This is a genomic window from Chitinophaga barathri, assembly GCF_003807585.1.
GTDB lineage: Bacteria > Bacteroidota > Bacteroidia > Chitinophagales > Chitinophagaceae > Chitinophaga > Chitinophaga barathri.
Genome location: NZ_RMBX01000015.1, coordinates 29,692 through 46,298, shown reverse-complemented (window position 1 = coordinate 46,298; position 16,607 = coordinate 29,692). Strand labels below are relative to the sequence as shown.

General features: G+C 51.6%; 16 protein-coding genes. 5 read left to right on the top strand and 11 right to left on the bottom strand.

Translation table 11 applies throughout. The features are described 5' to 3' along the window. Positions 1-147 precede the first annotated feature (147 nt). Positions 148-1,224, top strand: coding sequence for an AI-2E family transporter (locus tag EG028_RS24040; protein ID WP_120519086.1), 1,077 nt, complete (start codon positions 148-150; stop codon positions 1,222-1,224). 16 nt (positions 1,225-1,240) lie between these two features. Here EG028_RS24040 and nadD read toward each other — a convergent pair whose 3' ends face one another. The 5 genes from nadD to paaA are packed head-to-tail and all read right to left on the bottom strand — an operon-like array spanning position 1,241 to position 4,499. Next, positions 1,241-1,813 carry a nicotinate (nicotinamide) nucleotide adenylyltransferase gene (nadD, locus tag EG028_RS24035; protein WP_120518900.1) on the bottom strand — a complete coding sequence of 191 codons (573 nt, stop codon included), beginning with the start codon at positions 1,811-1,813 and terminating at the stop codon, positions 1,241-1,243. Between the two features lie 27 nt (positions 1,814-1,840). After that, entirely contained in the window at positions 1,841-2,329 is a 489-nt protein-coding gene (gene paaD, locus EG028_RS24030; protein ID WP_120518899.1) for a 1,2-phenylacetyl-CoA epoxidase subunit PaaD, read from the bottom strand. Positions 2,330-2,358: 29 nt separating this feature from the next. Next, positions 2,359-3,123, bottom strand: a complete 765-nt coding sequence (paaC, locus tag EG028_RS24025; protein ID WP_120518898.1) for a 1,2-phenylacetyl-CoA epoxidase subunit PaaC — start codon at positions 3,121-3,123, stop codon at positions 2,359-2,361. Continuing rightward, positions 3,110-3,490 carry a 1,2-phenylacetyl-CoA epoxidase subunit B gene (locus EG028_RS24020; RefSeq protein WP_123864783.1) on the bottom strand — a complete coding sequence of 127 codons (381 nt, stop codon included), beginning with the start codon at positions 3,488-3,490 and terminating at the stop codon, positions 3,110-3,112. The genes paaC and EG028_RS24020 overlap by 14 nt, the downstream gene beginning before the upstream one ends. A 10-nt stretch (positions 3,491-3,500) precedes the next feature. Then, positions 3,501-4,499: a 1,2-phenylacetyl-CoA epoxidase subunit PaaA gene (gene paaA / locus EG028_RS24015; RefSeq protein WP_120518896.1), complete on the bottom strand. Its 999-nt coding sequence runs from the start codon at positions 4,497-4,499 to the stop codon at positions 3,501-3,503. A 135-nt stretch (positions 4,500-4,634) separates the two neighbouring features. Here paaA and EG028_RS24010 point away from each other — a divergent pair, with 135 nt between their 5' ends. Next, positions 4,635-5,261, top strand: coding sequence for a hypothetical protein (locus EG028_RS24010; protein ID WP_120518895.1), 627 nt, complete (start codon positions 4,635-4,637; stop codon positions 5,259-5,261). 77 nt (positions 5,262-5,338) lie between these two features. On the opposite strand, the gene EG028_RS24005 is transcribed toward EG028_RS24010, so the two are convergent. From EG028_RS24005 to EG028_RS23990, 4 genes are all read right to left on the bottom strand, one after another. Continuing rightward, positions 5,339-6,226, bottom strand: coding sequence for a M20/M25/M40 family metallo-hydrolase (locus EG028_RS24005; protein ID WP_120518894.1), 888 nt, complete (start codon positions 6,224-6,226; stop codon positions 5,339-5,341). A 410-nt stretch (positions 6,227-6,636) separates the two neighbouring features. Continuing rightward, positions 6,637-8,763, bottom strand: a complete 2,127-nt coding sequence (gene feoB / locus EG028_RS24000) for a ferrous iron transport protein B (RefSeq protein ID WP_120518893.1) — start codon at positions 8,761-8,763, stop codon at positions 6,637-6,639. A 209-nt stretch (positions 8,764-8,972) separates the two neighbouring features. Beyond that, a complete protein-coding gene (locus tag EG028_RS23995; protein WP_120518892.1) occupies positions 8,973-10,775 on the bottom strand; it encodes a PspC domain-containing protein in 1,803 nt (600 codons plus the stop codon). Between the two features lie 42 nt (positions 10,776-10,817). Continuing rightward, complete coding sequence (locus tag EG028_RS23990; protein ID WP_120518891.1) at positions 10,818-11,156, bottom strand: PadR family transcriptional regulator; 339 nt, start codon at positions 11,154-11,156, stop codon at positions 10,818-10,820. Between the two features lie 405 nt (positions 11,157-11,561). Here EG028_RS23990 and EG028_RS23985 point away from each other — a divergent pair, with 405 nt between their 5' ends. The 3 genes from EG028_RS23985 to EG028_RS23975 all read left to right on the top strand — a co-directional run bounded on the left by EG028_RS23985 (position 11,562) and on the right by EG028_RS23975 (position 14,460). Further along, entirely contained in the window at positions 11,562-11,816 is a 255-nt protein-coding gene (locus tag EG028_RS23985; RefSeq protein ID WP_123864782.1) for a hypothetical protein, read from the top strand. A gap of 247 nt (positions 11,817-12,063) precedes the next feature. After that, entirely contained in the window at positions 12,064-13,710 is a 1,647-nt protein-coding gene (locus tag EG028_RS23980) for a SulP family inorganic anion transporter (protein WP_120518889.1), read from the top strand. A gap of 33 nt (positions 13,711-13,743) precedes the next feature. After that, positions 13,744-14,460, top strand: coding sequence for a carbonic anhydrase family protein (locus EG028_RS23975; RefSeq protein ID WP_317127254.1), 717 nt, complete (start codon positions 13,744-13,746; stop codon positions 14,458-14,460). A gap of 67 nt (positions 14,461-14,527) precedes the next feature. On the opposite strand, the gene EG028_RS23970 is transcribed toward EG028_RS23975, so the two are convergent. Continuing rightward, on the bottom strand, positions 14,528-15,619 hold the full coding sequence (locus EG028_RS23970; protein ID WP_120518887.1) for a mannose-1-phosphate guanylyltransferase: 1,092 nt from the start codon (positions 15,617-15,619) through the stop codon (positions 14,528-14,530). 3 nt (positions 15,620-15,622) lie between these two features. After that, positions 15,623-16,597, bottom strand: coding sequence for a KpsF/GutQ family sugar-phosphate isomerase (locus EG028_RS23965; protein WP_120518886.1), 975 nt, complete (start codon positions 16,595-16,597; stop codon positions 15,623-15,625). Positions 16,598-16,607: the final 10 nt, after the last annotated feature.

Genomic DNA, 16,607 nt, shown 5'->3' with positions numbered 1-16,607 from the left:
TCTATGGTTACAAACTTTGTTCCATAATTGTTCAGCTCCTCCGGAGAAAACATAAAAACAACATTGCCCGGGCCTCCCGGCTAATTTGTGGCAGACTTTGTGATCATATTAAAATCCCGTAAATTATACAAGAACAGCAACTATAACATGAGCCAAATCGACAACGAACGTATAAAACAGATATCCTTCCTCCTGATCCTTGCCTTCCTCGGCATTATCCTTTTTAAGGAGCTCTACGCCTTTTTCCCGGGGTTCCTCGGGGCGGTCACCTTTTACGTTTTATCCCGGAAATACATGTTCCGGCTGGTGGAAATACGGAAATGGAAAAAGAACTGGGCCGCGGCCACTATCATGATCCTTTCTTTCCTGATCATCCTGCTGCCCATAGGGCTGCTGGTAAATATGCTTACTTCCAAGGTAGCATACGCGATCACACACTCTTCGGAGCTGATTAAAGGGCTTGAAAAAATAAACGAACAGCTGAAAAACAACATGGGTTTCGACCTGATGACCGAAGCCCGCCTGCAAAAATTGCAGGAATACATCACCAATGTGCTGCCGGGCTTCGTAGGCGCCACTTTCAACACGCTCACGGCCGTGGCCATCATGTATTTTATCCTGTATTTTATGCTGGTGAATGCCCGGGAAATGGAAGAAGCCCTGTATGAATATATCCCGCTGAAGGACGAAAACGTGGAATTGCTGGGCAAGGAAATGAAAAATATGGTGGTAAGTAATGCCATCGGCATCCCGCTCATAGCACTTATCCAGGGTATCATTTCATTGATAGGGTACCTGATCTTTGGCGTGCCCGAGCCGGTATTCTGGTTCGTCGTGACCAGCTTCTGCGCCATGTTGCCCATTATCGGGGCGGCGGCGGTGTATGTGCCGATGGGGATCTATATGCTTTCCGCAGGGCAGACCTGGCAGGGCATTGCGGTGCTGGCATATGGTTTTGGCGTAGTAGGCTCCAGTGACAATATCTTCAGGATGATGCTGGCCCGCAGGATCGGGGACGTACACCCGCTGATCACCATCTTTGGCGTTATCATCGGCATCAGCCTCTTCGGCTTCATCGGCCTGATATTCGGGCCGCTGCTCATATCGCTCTTTATCGTGCTCCTTAAGATCTATTCAAACGAATACCTGGTGAAGAAACGCGAGGTGAAAGTGGTAAAAACCGCTCACTCCAAAGAAAAGCAGATGAAACAAACGGGGGAATAAATCCACAGATTGTTGATCAGCCCTTGTAATAATTGTTTTCATTGATATACTTCCACACGGCATCCGGCACCATATAACGGATGCTTTTGCCTTCCTGTATCCATTTGCGGATGTTGCTGGAGGAAATATCCAGCATAGGTGCGTTCACGATAGTGACCTTTGCCCCAAAAGTGTCCGTCACAGGGTGTTCCGGGCGGTTATACACGTATATTTCATAATTGTCCAGCAGCTGGCGGTAGTTTTTCCAGCGGGGAATATTCTGAAAACTGTCGCTGCCCATGATCACGACAAATTCCTGCGTGGGGAATTTCTCCGTCATGTAAGTAAGCGTATCGATGGTGAAGGAAGGGCGGGGGAGGGAAAATTCTATATTGCTCACCCGCAGACGCGGCTCCTCCTGGATGGCCATTTCGGCGAGGTGCAGGCGGTGATGTTCGTTGAGCAGGCTGGAGGAGGCTTTCAGCGGGTTATGGGGCGATACCACCAGCCACACCTTATCAAGGTCCGTATGATACGCCATGAAACTGGCGATGATCATGTGGCCGGTATGGATAGGATTAAATGATCCGAAGTATAAACCGATTTTCATGGTGCCAATATACCTAAAATTGTCCGCTCACTCCAATGGTTTGAAGTGTTCAAACACATGCCCGCATTCCCGGCAATAGTGGATGGCCCGGCACAGGGTGCTCCCGAAGGGGGAGCGCAGGTAGGTGTTTTCGCTGTTGCAATGCGGGCAGGCGGTATGCATCAGTATTTCCGAGTAGGCTTCGCCGTTATGTATCTGCGGCGGCGCAATCCCGAAGTTTTTCAGTTTTTCCTTCGCGCTTTCCGCCATGCGGTTGCTGTTCCAGTGCGCCTCTTTATCTATTTCCACGGTCACGCTGGCGCCCAGCTCTTTTTCCACAGTAGCGCGGATGTTGTTCCGTATCAGCTCCACGGCGGGGCAGGCGGAAAAGGTCGGGATCATTTTAATGAGCACGGTATCGTTCTCCCCGATCCGCACCGCGGTGATCATGCCCAGGTCCAGCACGTTCAGCACGGGTATCTCCGGGTCCATCACCTGTTCCAGGGCTTTGTATATTTTGTCTTCGGTTATTGTCATATTTATTGTTTTCCTACGGCCTTCCGCAGCTACCAGACAGCCTCCGGGTCCAGCCGGAACACATATCCCATCTCGTCCAGCAGGGGCTGGAGGTATTCTGTATGATATCCTTTACGGCCGCCGTACACAGGCGTTACCTCATTTTCATCGGGCAGGTTGAGGCCGGCCACGGCCAGTATGTTATAGATCCTGTCCATCCATTGTGCTCTGAGGGCAGCTTCCCCGGCATACACCTTTTCGGCGGTCAGCAACTGTTCCGCCTCGGGATTGGGCTCAAAGATCCCAAGCGCCAGCGGGAAACAGGTATTGAGGGCAGACTGCATGCGGGCGTAACTTTCTTCGCCGGCCCGGCAGAGCTGCGTGATCCAGGCATTTGCGTGCAGGGTATGATATTTTATTTCGCCTTTCAGTTTCCGCGCCAGTGGCACCAGCGGCTCAAAAGAGCTTTGCTGCAGTTGTTCCCAGCGGATAGCCTCCGCATGGTCGAACAGGAAGTGGCGCATCAGGCTGAAATCATATTCCCCGTTGGGCATTTCCACGAAGTGACAGCATTTGTATTCTTTTTCTCCGCGCAGGAACGCAAACCGGTCGGGGTCCGTACCTCCCAGGTTTTCGTGCAGCGTGCGGTAAAGGGCCCAGGCATGACCTATTTTGTCCTGTGCCATGGAAGAAAACGCAATGTCTTCTTCCATGATCGGGCCGAGGCCGGTCCATTCGGAGTTCCGGTGCCCCTGTATGAGCGAGTCGTCCGCCATAGCGGTGAGCAGTTGACTGATGGCGTCATTCCTTGTCATGCGCGGATTTTTTAAACTTGTTGATCTTCTCCATTACTTTGAAGCCGCTCGCGTCGCGGTAGGTTTTTTCGAGATTGTTGGCGAACATATCTTCGTCTTCGGTGTCAAAAGAAAGGATGTCCGCGCTGCGCACCACCCAGAGGTTCACGCATTTTTTTCGGCGGCCAAATTGTTCTTTCGCGAAAACGAGCGCCAGCTGGGCGCTTGGAGCATGCACACAACCTACATGTTCATGATGCGCACCACGTTTTTCCTGGTGGAATACTTCAAAAACATTCCAGTTCTCTCCTTCCTGTACGGTAACGGGTTCCCCGCTGCTATTAAGTTTCAGGCGTTTTACGCGCGGGTCTAATGATTGGTTGTCCATGCTGGTATTATTATGCAACCGGGGCGGTTGTTTTTTCTGTCGGATTCATTAATGCCTTACGCACCCAACGGCCATGTTCTTCGGCCCATTTACGCACGTCCAGCCTTTCCTTATTACAGGGGCCGCCGCCGTTGATCACCTTTTTGAACAGGTCCCAGTCCGGGTCTGAATAAGCCCATTTACCCGTGGCGGGGTCTTTTTTCAGGTTTTCATCGGGCAGGCTGAGGCCAAGGTCCCATATCTTCGGAACGTAAGCGTCCAGGAACTGGTTGCGCATATCGTCGTTGCTGGCCATTTTTACTTTCCACTGCATGAGTTTTTCACTATGCACGGAGTTTTTATCCGGCGGGCCAAAGAAGTGCATGATGGGCTGCCACCAGCGGTTAAGCGCGTCCTGCACCATGGCGCGCTGGGCGGGCGTGCCGGTGGCCAGTTCAATGAATGCGTCGTGGCCCTGTTTCAGGTGGAAACTTTCTTCGTAACAAATTCTTTCCAGCGCGCGGCAATAAGGGCCGTAGGAGCCTTTGGCATTGGCCACCTGGTTCACGATGGCGGCGGCGTCTATCAGGAAGCCGATCACCGTCACGTCCGCCCAGGTTTCAGCAGGGTAATTAAATACGTTTGAATATTTGGATTTGCCGCTGAGCAGGTCGTTGATCATGGCTTCGCGGCTTTTGCCGAGCGTTTCGGCGGCATTGTAAAGCAGCTGGCCATGGCCTATTTCGTCCTGCACTTTGGCGATAAGGGCGAGTTTGCGTTTGAAGCCGGGCGCGCGGGTGATCCAGGTGCCTTCCGGCAGTGCGCCGATGATTTCGGAATGAGCATGCTGCTCTATCAACCGGATGAGCTGCCTGCGGTATTCAGACGGCATCCAGTCCCCCGGTTCAATTTTTTCTCCCCGGGCAATACGGGCCTCAAATTCCCCGAGCTTTTCCGGATCATCGTGCAATTGCTCTTCGTTCAACTGCCGTTTGTTGGGCTCGTCGAAAATGTATCCACCTCCGTACATGGAATGATTGTTTTGGTAATCTTGTAAATTACTGAATTTTAGCCGTTCGCCCAATTCGGTAATTCTTGCGCCCACTGCGGATTTTAACAAACTTTTTTGTGGTGCTTGCGGCACATTTCCGATCTTTAATACAGCATGATCACGGCTGCCATTGCACTGGTTTGCTGCTGCCTTTCCGGGTGGCAGTGCCCGCGGAGCGGGGACGGGGGAAATGTGTCCGCGGCGCCTGTCATCAAAGTAGTTTTTGTAGAGGAGACCCGCCCGGAAGATCCTTCTTCGGATTCGCTTTTTTACCACCAGCGCCACGTCACCCCAAACGATTTTCGCGGCCAGAGCAGCTCTTCTGGCCGCAGCGAGGCCGTCAGCTACACCAGCTTCGCGTTCGACGGCAGTACCCGCCAGTACCGGGACACGCTGGAGATCCGCCTCGTTTTACAGGTTTTCTGGGTAAAAAGCGCCTCCTGGACCCGCACCATGCCGCCTACCCGCCACACGCTCGAGCACGAGCAGCTTCATTTCGACATCACACGCCTGGTGGCGGAGCGTTTCCGCCGTAAGGTATTGTCTATGCCCCTCACCATGGACGATCACGACAGTCGCATCCAATACGAATACCTCGAGTCTTTCCGCGAGATGAACCGTATGCAGGAAGACTTTGACAACTCCGTGCACCGTGGCGCGAATGTGGCAGCCCAGCAGGACTGGCTGCGCCGCATCCGGAACGAACTGCGCGAATATGGCGTGCCCACGCCGGAGATGTAACGGCCTTACGGGTTGACCAACATGCACAAAAAAGCCGCCCCAAATGAGACAGCCATTTTATCCTCTCCGGAATTTATTTATTTATTAAACTCTTTCACCACTTCCAGTACACTGCCCGCTGCACGGTAAAAGAAAGACAGATTGATCTTCTCAAATTCATCCGTCACCTTATGATAATCCGCGTGATCTTCCACGCCAAAATAGAGGAAAGGAATTTTCACTTTATGGAATTCAAAATGATCGCTCTGGGAGATCCAGTTCTGGCTGCCGTCTGATTCCTTGTCGTGGCCAAACGGCATGTTCACCTTGCTGCGGGCCGCTGCCGCGGCTACGGGCGCTTTCAGCACGGGATACGGGGTGGTGCCGCACACGTACAATTCATTTTTGTCGTTGTGGCTTACCATGTCCATGTTGATATCCAGGATGATCTTCGCGGCCGGTACCGGCGGGCGGGCTACAAAAGCTTTTGCGCCCTGCAACCCCATTTCTTCCCCGTCAAAGGCGGCGAATATCAGGTTGTATTTCGGAGCGTGTTCTTTAAAATATTTCGCGATAGCGAGGAGGGTGGCCACGCCGGAAGCGTTGTCGTCCGCGCCGTTGAAAATGCTGTCCGTGCCGTCAGTAACCTTTTTGGTTCCCACATGGTCGTAATGCGCGGAAATAACGATAAAGCTGTCCACCCGGCCGGGGATATACCCGTAAAGGTTGGTACCCATGATCCTTTCCTGGCCGCGGTTAAAGTAAAACGGCTGCTCGAATGTGTTATTAAACTGATTGATTTTCAATTGTTTCAGCCTGTCCAGCAGGTAAAACTGCGCCATCCTGTTGCCCCTGGTGCCGGTTTTACGGCCTTCCATTTTATCGGCGGCGAGGGTTTTTACGTCTTTCATGAGCTGGGCGGAGTCGATCTGGGCATGGGCGGTTAGGGAGGCCAAAATGGCCAGTAGCAGAAGGGTGTGTCTCATAATGCCGGGTTATTTTATCAAAAATACCATTTCGCGGCGATACCAATTCATACTTTAAAAGCTTTCATAAAACCTTCTTATCTGCGGCTTGCAGTTCCCTGGAAACTCCGGTACTACTATCCTATAGCCTGGATAAGGTATTTATAAACCATTTATAAACTATAGTTGAAGCATAGATAAGGCATATCTTATAGATATGCCTTATCTATGGGATATATATGGGATATCTATGGGACATATATGCCTTATCCCTACTCTAGTATAGTACCAGCAAGGCTTTACGTTAACTGTTAGATAATAGTATCCAGGAAGTGCGAGGAAACAGATTGGCTTACAACCACTTATGCTTCGGGCACAAAAAAACCGCCGGCAAATACCGGCGGTCTTCGAAAATGATTATCTGGAATCTTTTATTTAAAAATCTCAAACACCACCCAGCTGCACACGTACGCTATCGCCGTCATGTACACAAACTGGATAATCGGGTATTTCCAGCTCTTCGTTTCCCGCTTCACGATCGCAAGCGTACTCATACACTGCATGGCGAAGGCGTAAAATATCATAAGCGATAAACCTGTGGCAAGGGTATACACCGGCGTACCGTCCACACGGGTGGCGGAGGCCATTTTTTCCCGGAGGGTGGCGTCGCTTTCGTCCGCGTCTCCCACGCTGTACAGCGTGGCCATCGTGCCTACAAACACTTCGCGGGCCGCGAAAGAGGTGATCAGCGCGATACCTATTTTCCAGTCGAAGCCGAGGGGTTTTACAGCCGGTTCAATGGCGTGGCCCAGGATGCCCGCGTAGGAGGCTGAAAGTTTATCCGACCGGAACTGGTGGTCAAGATCGGCCAGCTGCGTGCTGTCCTTGGTTTGCGACTTCAATTGTTCGTATTTCGTATGTACGGCCTGCATCGGTTTGGAAGGGCCGTAAGAGGCCAGGAACCAGAGGATGATGGAGATCACCATGATCACCTTTCCCGCGTCCATCACGAATATTTTTGCTTTTTCCACCATGGTGGTGCCTACGTTTTTCCAGCGGGGAGCGCGGTACACAGGCAGTTCCATGATAAAATAACTTTTCTCGCGGATCTTGATAAAGAGTTTCATGACCGCCGCCACGAGGATGGCCATAAAAAACCCGAGCAGGTAAAGCCCCATCATCACCAGGCCCGGAAGGCTCAGGAAACCAAGCACCGGCTTGTTCGGGATCACCAGGGCGATCATGATCGTATAAATGGGCAGGCGGGCGGAGCAGCTCATCAGCGGCGTGATCATAATAGTGATCAGCCTTTCTTTGCTGTTTTCGATATTCCTCGCGGCCATGATGGCGGGCACGGCGCAGGCCACCCCGCTGATCAGCGGCATCACGGACTTCCCGTTCAGCCCCACCTGGCGCATCAGCCTGTCCGTCAGAAAACTGATGCGGGCCATGTAGCCGGTGTCTTCCAGCACGGTGATGAGCCCAAACAGGATCATGATCTGCGGAATAAACACGGCGATACCGCCAAGGCCGGCAATAACACCATTCACCAGCAGGTCGCTGAAGTTGTTATCCGGTAATATGCCGGACGCCCAGCCGCTCAGCGAGCCAAAGGCGGCTTCGATGAGGTCCATGGGGTAGCTGGCGATCCAGAAAATGCTCTGGAACAGCAGGAACAGCACGGCCAGCAGGATGGCGTATCCCCAGAAGCGATGCAGCAGCAGGTTGTCTATCCGCTCCGTCTGCAACTGCTGCTGCAAAGGATCGGTTTCCACCACGGTGCTGTTCATAATATGTTTGATGCGGGCGTAACGTTGCATAATCTCTTCCGCCTGCACTTTGGTTTTATTGAACTGCTGCTGTTGCTGCAGGTTTCGGATGGACTGCTGGCGGGACTTGTCAAGGAATTCCAGTTCGTCGTAATTCACTGCCACGTGCAGCGCGGCATAGTCGCTCAGGCCCGGGAGCGCCTGTTTCACGCCGTCTATCATGCCGGGAGCCAGCTGGTGATTTTCGATGAAATCCCTTGCGGGGGCGCCGAATTTCTCCTGGGCTATCAGCTCTATATTTTTTTTGAGGGCGGGAAGGCCTTTGTTTTTCCTCGGGTTGATGGCCACCACCGGTACGCCCAGCTCTCTTTCCAGGCCGGCGAGGTCTATTTCAATGCCTTTCTTTTTGGCCAGGTCCATCATGGTAAGGCCAATGATCACGGGCATTTTCAGGTCTATGATCTGGGAGCAGAAAAGGAGGTTGCGTTTGAGGTTGGAAGCATCGGCGATAATGAGGACCATATCGGGCCGGTCTTCCCCGTTGGGGTTCAGCAGTACGTCGTAGGTCACAAATTCATCCGCGCTTTTGGGATAAAGGCTGTAAGTACCGGGCAGGTCAATGATATTGGCCGTCAGCTGTGGCGTGATCCGCGCAATACCGGTCTTTTTATCCACGGTCACCCCGGGGAAATTACTAACCTTCTGATTTAATCCTGTCAGCGCATTAAAGAGAGAGCTCTTTCCACTGTTCGGGTTACCGACCAGGGCAATGTTAATTGGTACCTTCATCCTTATCTGATCCTTCAATTTTTGAATATGCAAAACTAGCAATTAAAAAGCGGGGAGAATGATCGGATCGGGAAAAATGGAGGAATGGTAGCTTATTGAGCCGGAAACGGGCGCCAGGCGGCCCTGTTTCACAAAAAAACCGCAGTGGATACTGCGGTTTTATCTGAATTATGTGAAACTAAACTTATTGTGACGAAAATTATTTCAGGTTACCTGGTAAATGCATTGCTGAAAACGAAGCTCAGCAGCCCTATGGCCACGCCGCGTTTGTTTTTCGCCGCGCCGGAATCTTTCTGTTTGCTGTCCTCCACGGGGGTGGTATTGATCGTGGCCGTATCTACCTGGATGTTGTTTTTCCTGCTGGGCCCCTGGTAGCGGTAGTTCTGGTACACGGAGTCCGTACCACGCTGTACGGGGTCTTCCCTTACTTCGGGCTCCCAGCCGTTTTCGTTCATCTGTATCTTGATCACGCGGTCTTCGTCCCAGTTGTAATCGTGGTTTCTCCACCATTTATGCCCCCATTCGTTGATAATGCGGCGCACATCGCGGTCCACGGTCACTTCGCGGCCTTTCGGCACGAACACGTAGATCTCCACTTCCTGGTTGCGGTAGATGGAATTACGCGGGATGGAGAAGCCGCCGGGGATCAGGAGCACGGAGTCCTGCTGGTGGATCTTGTAGCTGATTTCGCTGGCGAGCATGGCGGCCTGGCTGGAAGTTCTGCCATGGGAAGCCTTTTTCACCTCCACGGCGAAGCTGTCTGTAGGGCTTTCGCGGAAATACATGCGGATGTCTCCGATGATGGCGGTATCGTCCACCACGCGCAGGTTGCCGTCAAAGATGTTCAGGTCGTCTATCACCAGCATGTCTTCCGCTTTGCGGATCACAAGCCTGCCGTTTGACGGCTGGGTGATGTGTACTTCCTCTTTCACGTAACGTTTGGCGCCGGTGAAGTCCTGCGTTACCGATACGGCCAGCCATACGGCGAATACAATGCCCAGGATCCAGAAGAAACCCAGGGTGTAACCTGCGTATTTATTGGTTTGTTTGATACCAGTCATTTTGCGTACGAGGAACAGTATCAGCGCCAGGATGGGGATACCGATCAGCAGTGCGATGGCGGGCCAGAACAGGACGGTCTGCGCGCCGGCGTCGAAAATGAGCGTTTTTACCGGGATAAGGACCGCGGAAAAGATAGCGGCCACTATAAGGCCCACCACCAATACGAAGAGCATTACCACGCCGAGGAACAGGAAGAAGCCTTTGGCCATGAAGCCGATGACATTCAAGATCCCCCGGAAGAACCCTTCTATTGCAGAACCGGCATCTCTACCGAACTGTTTCCCGCGGCCCTCCGAAAAATTTCGGACGTCGTCTCCCATTTTGTCCATACGGCTGCGGAACGAGTTCATTTCTTCCTGAACGGTGTTTTTAATATTGTTCAGGTCTACACGCTCCCCCCGCATTTCCAGTTTCTCCGCGGCGGTAACCGCTTCGGGAGTGGCAAACCAGAGAATGAAGTAAAGCACGATCCCGCCGCCATACAGGCCGATGGCCGCGAGGGCGAAGATGATGCGGAAGACGATCGGGTCTACATTGAAGTAAGCACCCAGGCCGGAGCAGACGCCGCCCAGCACTTTGTTGTCTGTATCGCGGTAAAACCTTTTACGGGGACGGATGTACGGTGCGAATGGTTCTGTGGCGGAAGAAGAGGATTTGGATTGATTGGTATTCGCACTGCCACCGGCTTCTTCCCCGAATTGTTCGGGTGTGCCCATGGAGGTTTTGATGGACTGCACATCTTCATCGGTGATGCAATGTGCGCCTTTGCGGATCTTGTCCTGGAAGATCTCCGCGATACGGCTCTCGATGTCACCCACGATCTCATCCGCACCTTCTTCCTGCGAGAAATAACGCTTGAGGCTGTCCAGGTACTGCCGCAGTATCTCGTAGGCACTGTCCTCGATCGGGATCAGGCGGCTAGACAAGTTTATATTGATGATCTTTTTCATTTTCCAATCGTGTTTTTAGGTTTTAGGTAAACGGATGGACGTTTATTGGATGGTATTTGGTTGAGTGAGTTGTTGTACGGCATTGGCCAGTTCGTTCCAGGTATTTTCCAGGTCCCGGTAAAAGAGCTCCCCTTTATCGGTCATGGAGAAATATTTCCGCGGGGGCCCCGAGCTGCTTTCCACCCAGCGGTAGGTGAGCAGTTCCGCATTTTTAAGGCGTGTCAAAAGCGGGTATAAGGTCCCTTCCAGGATATCCAGCTTCGCTTCTTTCATTTTTTCAATAATGTCTGAAGGGTAAGCCTCGCCTTGCTTGATGATGGAGAGGATGCAGAACTCAAGCACCCCTTTTCTCATCTGTGATTGTGTGTTGTCTATGTTCATGGCAAGTGAGCTTTTTAATGTCTGCCGGCCAGTTTATCAGCCTGACGATACAAAGATAGAAAGAATTTACTACTATGCAATACACAATACCCTACATTGCAAACTAATTTGCTTAGAACATTACCGGCATTAATCCATCATATTAGCCATGGTGGCTATTATAAAACGATTCTTGGCTGGCTGCTGGGAAATGGGATTTGTGATGAACGGTTTGTGGGGCTGATAAGCACCCAATTGCCGAATCAACTGTAAGTGACAGGTTTATAATCTATTACAGTAGGATTTAACATTTTTTTGACCTTGCGGAATATGTTTTATAGTTTTAGGGGGTTATTTTTGCTTTTGTATAAGAATTTGATGAAAAAGTTACTCAGCATATTTCTCGTGAGTCTGATGTGTATTCAGATGCTTCCGATCAAGGAGGTGGGGAAACTGCTGTTTAACAACCAGATCGTTGAAGAACATGTGGACGGGGGCTGTTCCTCCAAAGGTTCCAAACCGGCCGCCCATGATCTGAACTTCCACCGCTACGCGGAAATGGAGACCGAGCTGAACCCGGAATTGTTCCTAAGCACTCTTAATTATAATTACTACGAGGAAATTCCTGCGAGCCCGATCCAGGAAATACAGACGCCGCCCCCCAATGTGGCCCTCGCTTAACTAACTCACACATGCGTGCGCTCACGCCATGTTTTTCCTATTTTATATTATTCCAAGAACAGATCAAGCACCGATCCCGCAACCGCGGCTGATTTGACGGCTTTATGCATGACCCGCAGACGTGCGGAGGATATGCTGCCCGTTTTCACAGCCCGGCCAGAGCGGACCGTTCCTGCACGCATCTCATGACTGCATGCATTGCCAGGAGTGGCTTCAGTGCCTGGAATCTGTATAAACCATTAATCAGATGAGTACGAAGACTTCTATCTTCTCCAATATCAAGGGCGACCTGTCCTCCGGCCTTGTTGTATTTCTTATTGCCATCCCGCTTTGCCTCGGTATTGCCCTGGCTTCAGGCGCGCCTTTATTTTCCGGTCTTATCGCCGGTATACTTGGCGGTGTGGTGGTAGGCTTTTTCAGTGGCTCACAACTCAGCGTAAGTGGTCCCGCCGCGGGCCTTATCACGATCGTGGCCGCCGCGATCATTAACCTGGGCTCTTTTGAAACATTCCTGATGGCGGTGTTTATCGCGGGCGGGTTTCAGCTGCTGCTGGGTTTTGTAAAGGCCGGCGTGATCGCCAACTATTTTCCATCCAACGTTATTACCGGCATGCTTACGGCGATCGGTATCAGCATCATCATTACCCAGATTCCTCATGCCATAGGGCACGACGAACAGGCTGAAGGCCAGTTGGCCTTTATCCAGGTAAGCGGGGAAAATATTATTTCCTCCGCGTTGAGCAGTATTCGACATATACAATTAGGCGCCATGATCATTACCCTGGTGTCTATCGGCATACTGCTTTATTGGTCTAAGATTCCTAAAGTAGGCGCTATTCCCGCCGCACTGGTAGCGGTTCTTGCAGGTGTTGGCCTCAACCAGTTGTTCCTCGCAACAGGTTCAAACCTGGGACTGGAGCAGTCACACCTGGTAACGCTGCCTGTAGCAGATTCCTTCAACGGTTTCCTCAGCCAGTTCTCCCTGCCCGATTTCAGCCAGCTGCTGAACGGACAGGTCTGGATCGTGGCGGGCACCATAGCTGTGGTGGCCTCCATTGAAACATTACTGAACCTGGAAGCGACGGACAAACTCGATCCCCTGAAAAGGTATTCCGGTCCCAACAGGGAACTGAGAGCGCAGGGTATCGCCAATATGGTCAGCGGCCTGATCGGCGGCCTGCCCATCACTTCCGTGATCGTGCGTTCCTCCGCGAACATCAACTCCGGCGCCCGTACGAAACTGTCTACCATGACGCACGGCATGCTGCTGCTGGTGTGTGCCGCGCTGATCCCGGTGGTGCTGAATAAAATTCCGCTGTCCACCCTCGCGGGCGTGCTGCTGGTGACTGGTTATAAACTGTGTAAACCCGCCGTGTTCAAAGCCATGTTCACCAAAGGCAAATACCAGTGGATACCGTTCGTGGTTACCGTGCTGGTGATCGTATTCACCAACCTGCTGGTGGGCGTTGCGGTAGGTCTCTGCGCAAGCATCCTGTTTATCATGATCGGCAACATGAAAGTGCCTTATTTCTTCCAGAAGGAAAAATACCGCACCGGCGACCTGTTCAACCTTGAGCTGAGCCAGGAAGTGTCTTTCCTCAACAAAGCCAACATCCTGCTCACGCTGGATAAGATGCCGGAAAACTGCACCGTGGTGATAGATGCCAGCAAAACGCACTACATCGACCAGGACGTGCTGGACATCATCCGCGAGTTTGCCCAGATCAAAGCACAGCAGAAAAATATCAAAGTAGTGCTCAAAGGCTTTAAGGACGCTTATAAAGTCAATAATACAGATCATATGTTCCATGAATCAATGGATAAGGAAAAACCCGTTGTGGCTGTCACAAACGGTACGCACAAAGATCTTTTGAAAGAGTTATCAGTAAACTAAATGTAAAGGCAGGGTCCTTTTCAGAGAGCGTTAATCAGTAAACGTAAAATCATCAGAACAGTAAAAAAAATAAGAATCATGAGAACACTCAATAAAACCGTCCAAAGTAACCTGACACCCGCCACCGCGCTTGAACTGCTTCAGCACGGCAACGAAAGATTCGTGGGCAACCTCCGCGCGCACCGCAACCTGCTGGAGCAGGTGAACGAGACCAAAGAGGGACAATGGCCTTTCGCCGCTATCGTAAGCTGTATGGATAGCCGTACTTCCGCCGAGCTGATCTTCGACCAGGGCCTGGGAGACATTTTCAGCATCCGTTTAGCCGGCGCCGTAATTTCAGACAACGTGCTGGGCAGCCTCGAATACGCCTGTAAAGTAGCCGGTTCCAAGATCATCGTGGTGCTGAATCACACGCATTGCGGAGCTATCAAAGGCGCCTGCGACGGCGTTGAAATGGGCAACCTTACCGGCCTGCTGGGCAAGATCCGCCCGGCCGTGTTCCAGGAAAAAACTTTCAAGGAGAACCGCAATTCCAAAAACCATGATTTTGTGGATGCGGTTGCGAATATACATACTGAACGCTCGGTACAAGCGATACTCGAGCAGAGCGCAATTCTCGCTGATCTTATAAACAGCGGTGAAGTAGGCATCATAGGAGCCATGTATGATGTTGAGACAGGCGTGGTAACTTTCCACGAGCACACAAAGCGGGTAGGACAACCGCTGCAGGTGGCAGAGAAATCAGCCTGAATCTGAAAAAGCAAAAGCCGGAAGAGCAGTCACTTCCGGCTTTTTTTATGTCTTTTTGTGTCGGTAATTACATGTATTTGTCCCCTTTGTGGCGTTTCACTTCAGCCACGTATTCCTTGATCTGCTGCTCGTTTTCTTTTTTACAGATCAGCAGCACGTCCGTCGTATCTATCACGATCATATCGTCCAGGCCCTGAAGCAGCACCAGTTTATCGTTCGGTGCTTTTACCATACATTTTGTGGCGTCTATCACCATCACATTTTTCCCCTGCACGGCATTGCCCAGGTAATCCTTTTCCAGGTTTTCGTACGCGGAGGCCCAGGTGCCCAGGTCGCTCCAGCCGAAGTTCGACGGGATCACATATACATTGTCCGCCTTTTCCATAATGCCATAATCGATAGAGAGATTGGTGCATTGCGAATAGATCCGCTCGATGATATCTTTTTCCCGCGGGGTGTTCAGCGCTTCTTTTTCCGCCACGAACAGTTCGTCCATTTCGGGGAGGTAAGAGGCGAACGCCTGGAGGATTGCTTTGGAATTCCAGACAAAAATGCCCGCGTTCCAGAGGAAATCCCCGCTTTTCAGGAAGGTTTTAGCCAGTTCCAGGTTGGGTTTTTCCGTGAAAGTTTTCACTTTGTACACATTATCGGCCACCTGTTCTGTTTCATACTGGATGTATCCGTAGCCCGTATCGGGGCGGGTGGGTTTGATGCCGAGCGTAAGCAGGGCGTTGTTCTTTTGTGCAAAGAGCAGCGCGTTCAGGCAGGTGCTGGTAAAGTTCGTCGGGTCCATGATCAGGTGGTCCGCCGGGGCGCAGATCATGCTGGCCTTTGGGTCCTTTTTATGGATCTTATGAGCAATATAGGCCACGCAGGGCGCGGTATTTTTCCTGGACGGCTCGCTCACGATATTGGCTACCGGGAGGTTGGGGAGCTGCTTGCCCACTGTATCCGCATACTGGTGATGCGTAACAACGTAGATATTTTCTTCGGGAATGAACTGCGTGAACCGTTCATAGGTCCATTGCAGAAGGGTCTTACCCGTATTGAGGATATCCAGGAACTGCTTGGGGTAGTCCGTGCGACTGTAAGGCCAGAAACGGCTACCAATACCTCCGGCCATAATGGCCACGTAAAAATGATTATTCATCGGTGTCATCGCTCAAATAATTCCTTCTCTGATTAAATCGTGTAAATGTATAATTCCATGATACTGATCACCTTTCATGACCAGTAGTTGCGTAATGTCAAATTCTCTCATCGTTTCCAGGGCGTTCACCGCCAGTTCATCGAACTGGATGGTCTTAGGGTTGCGGCTCATGATGTCTGCGGCTTTTACCCCGGCCGCGTCCATATTCTTTTCCAGCATGCGGCGCAGGTCCCCGTCTGTTATTATGCCCTGCAGGCGGTCTTCCGCATCCACCACACCGGTGACTCCCAGCATTTTGGAGGAGATCTCTACGATCACTTCCCGCAGGCTGCTTTCGAGTTTTACCTTCGGTACCTGGTGAAGACGGCTCAGATCCCCCACCCTGAGGTAGAGTTTTTTCCCCAATGTGCCGCCGGGATGGAACTTTGCGAAGTCTTCCGCCGTGAAACCTTTCATTTCAATGAGGCACACCGCCAGTGCGTCTCCCATTACCATCTGCGCTGTAGTGCTGGAAGTAGGGGCCAGGTTATTGGGACAGGCCTCCTGTGTAACTGACGTATTCAGCACAAAATGTGCCGATTGCGCCAGGTATGAATCCAGTTTTCCCACGATGGCCACCAGGGTATTGCCCAGGTTTTTCACCAGGGGGACCAGTACTTTGATCTCCGGTGACTCCCCGCTTTTGGAAATGCACATCACCACATCGTCCGGGGTGATCATCCCCAGATCGCCGTGTATGGCGTCCGCAGCGTGCATAAATAAGGCAGGTGTACCTGTGGAATTGAGGGTAGCCACTATCTTTTGGGCTATGATAGCGCTTTTGCCGATGCCGGTGATCACCACGCGACCCTGGCAGCGGGCGATCAGCTCCACTGTTTGTTCAAAGTCATCATCGATAAATTGCTCCAAACTCTCAATGGCGGCGGATTCCAGCCTGATCGTCCTTTTCCCTGTTTCCCGGATGTCAACGGTGGTTTTCTGTTTCATGCGACAGCTG

What these genes read in the sequence shown, in the direction of transcription:
- EG028_RS24040 (WP_120519086.1), top strand. Translation starts at nt 148, where the DNA reads ATGAGCCAAATCGACAACGAACGTATAAAACAGATATCCTTCCTCCTG.
- nadD (WP_120518900.1), bottom strand. Translation starts at nt 1,813, where the DNA reads ATGAAAATCGGTTTATACTTCGGATCATTTAATCCTATCCATACCGGC.
- paaD (WP_120518899.1), bottom strand. Translation starts at nt 2,329, where the DNA reads ATGACAATAACCGAAGACAAAATATACAAAGCCCTGGAACAGGTGATG.
- paaC (WP_120518898.1), bottom strand. Translation starts at nt 3,123, where the DNA reads ATGACAAGGAATGACGCCATCAGTCAACTGCTCACCGCTATGGCGGAC.
- EG028_RS24020 (WP_123864783.1), bottom strand. Translation starts at nt 3,490, where the DNA reads ATGGACAACCAATCATTAGACCCGCGCGTAAAACGCCTGAAACTTAAT.
- paaA (WP_120518896.1), bottom strand. Translation starts at nt 4,499, where the DNA reads ATGTACGGAGGTGGATACATTTTCGACGAGCCCAACAAACGGCAGTTG.
- EG028_RS24010 (WP_120518895.1), top strand. Translation starts at nt 4,635, where the DNA reads ATGATCACGGCTGCCATTGCACTGGTTTGCTGCTGCCTTTCCGGGTGG.
- EG028_RS24005 (WP_120518894.1), bottom strand. Translation starts at nt 6,226, where the DNA reads ATGAGACACACCCTTCTGCTACTGGCCATTTTGGCCTCCCTAACCGCC.
- feoB (WP_120518893.1), bottom strand. Translation starts at nt 8,763, where the DNA reads ATGAAGGTACCAATTAACATTGCCCTGGTCGGTAACCCGAACAGTGGA.
- EG028_RS23995 (WP_120518892.1), bottom strand. Translation starts at nt 10,775, where the DNA reads ATGAAAAAGATCATCAATATAAACTTGTCTAGCCGCCTGATCCCGATC.
- EG028_RS23990 (WP_120518891.1), bottom strand. Translation starts at nt 11,156, where the DNA reads ATGAACATAGACAACACACAATCACAGATGAGAAAAGGGGTGCTTGAG.
- EG028_RS23985 (WP_123864782.1), top strand. Translation starts at nt 11,562, where the DNA reads ATGCTTCCGATCAAGGAGGTGGGGAAACTGCTGTTTAACAACCAGATC.
- EG028_RS23980 (WP_120518889.1), top strand. Translation starts at nt 12,064, where the DNA reads ATGAGTACGAAGACTTCTATCTTCTCCAATATCAAGGGCGACCTGTCC.
- EG028_RS23970 (WP_120518887.1), bottom strand. Translation starts at nt 15,619, where the DNA reads ATGACACCGATGAATAATCATTTTTACGTGGCCATTATGGCCGGAGGT.
- EG028_RS23965 (WP_120518886.1), bottom strand. Translation starts at nt 16,597, where the DNA reads ATGAAACAGAAAACCACCGTTGACATCCGGGAAACAGGGAAAAGGACG.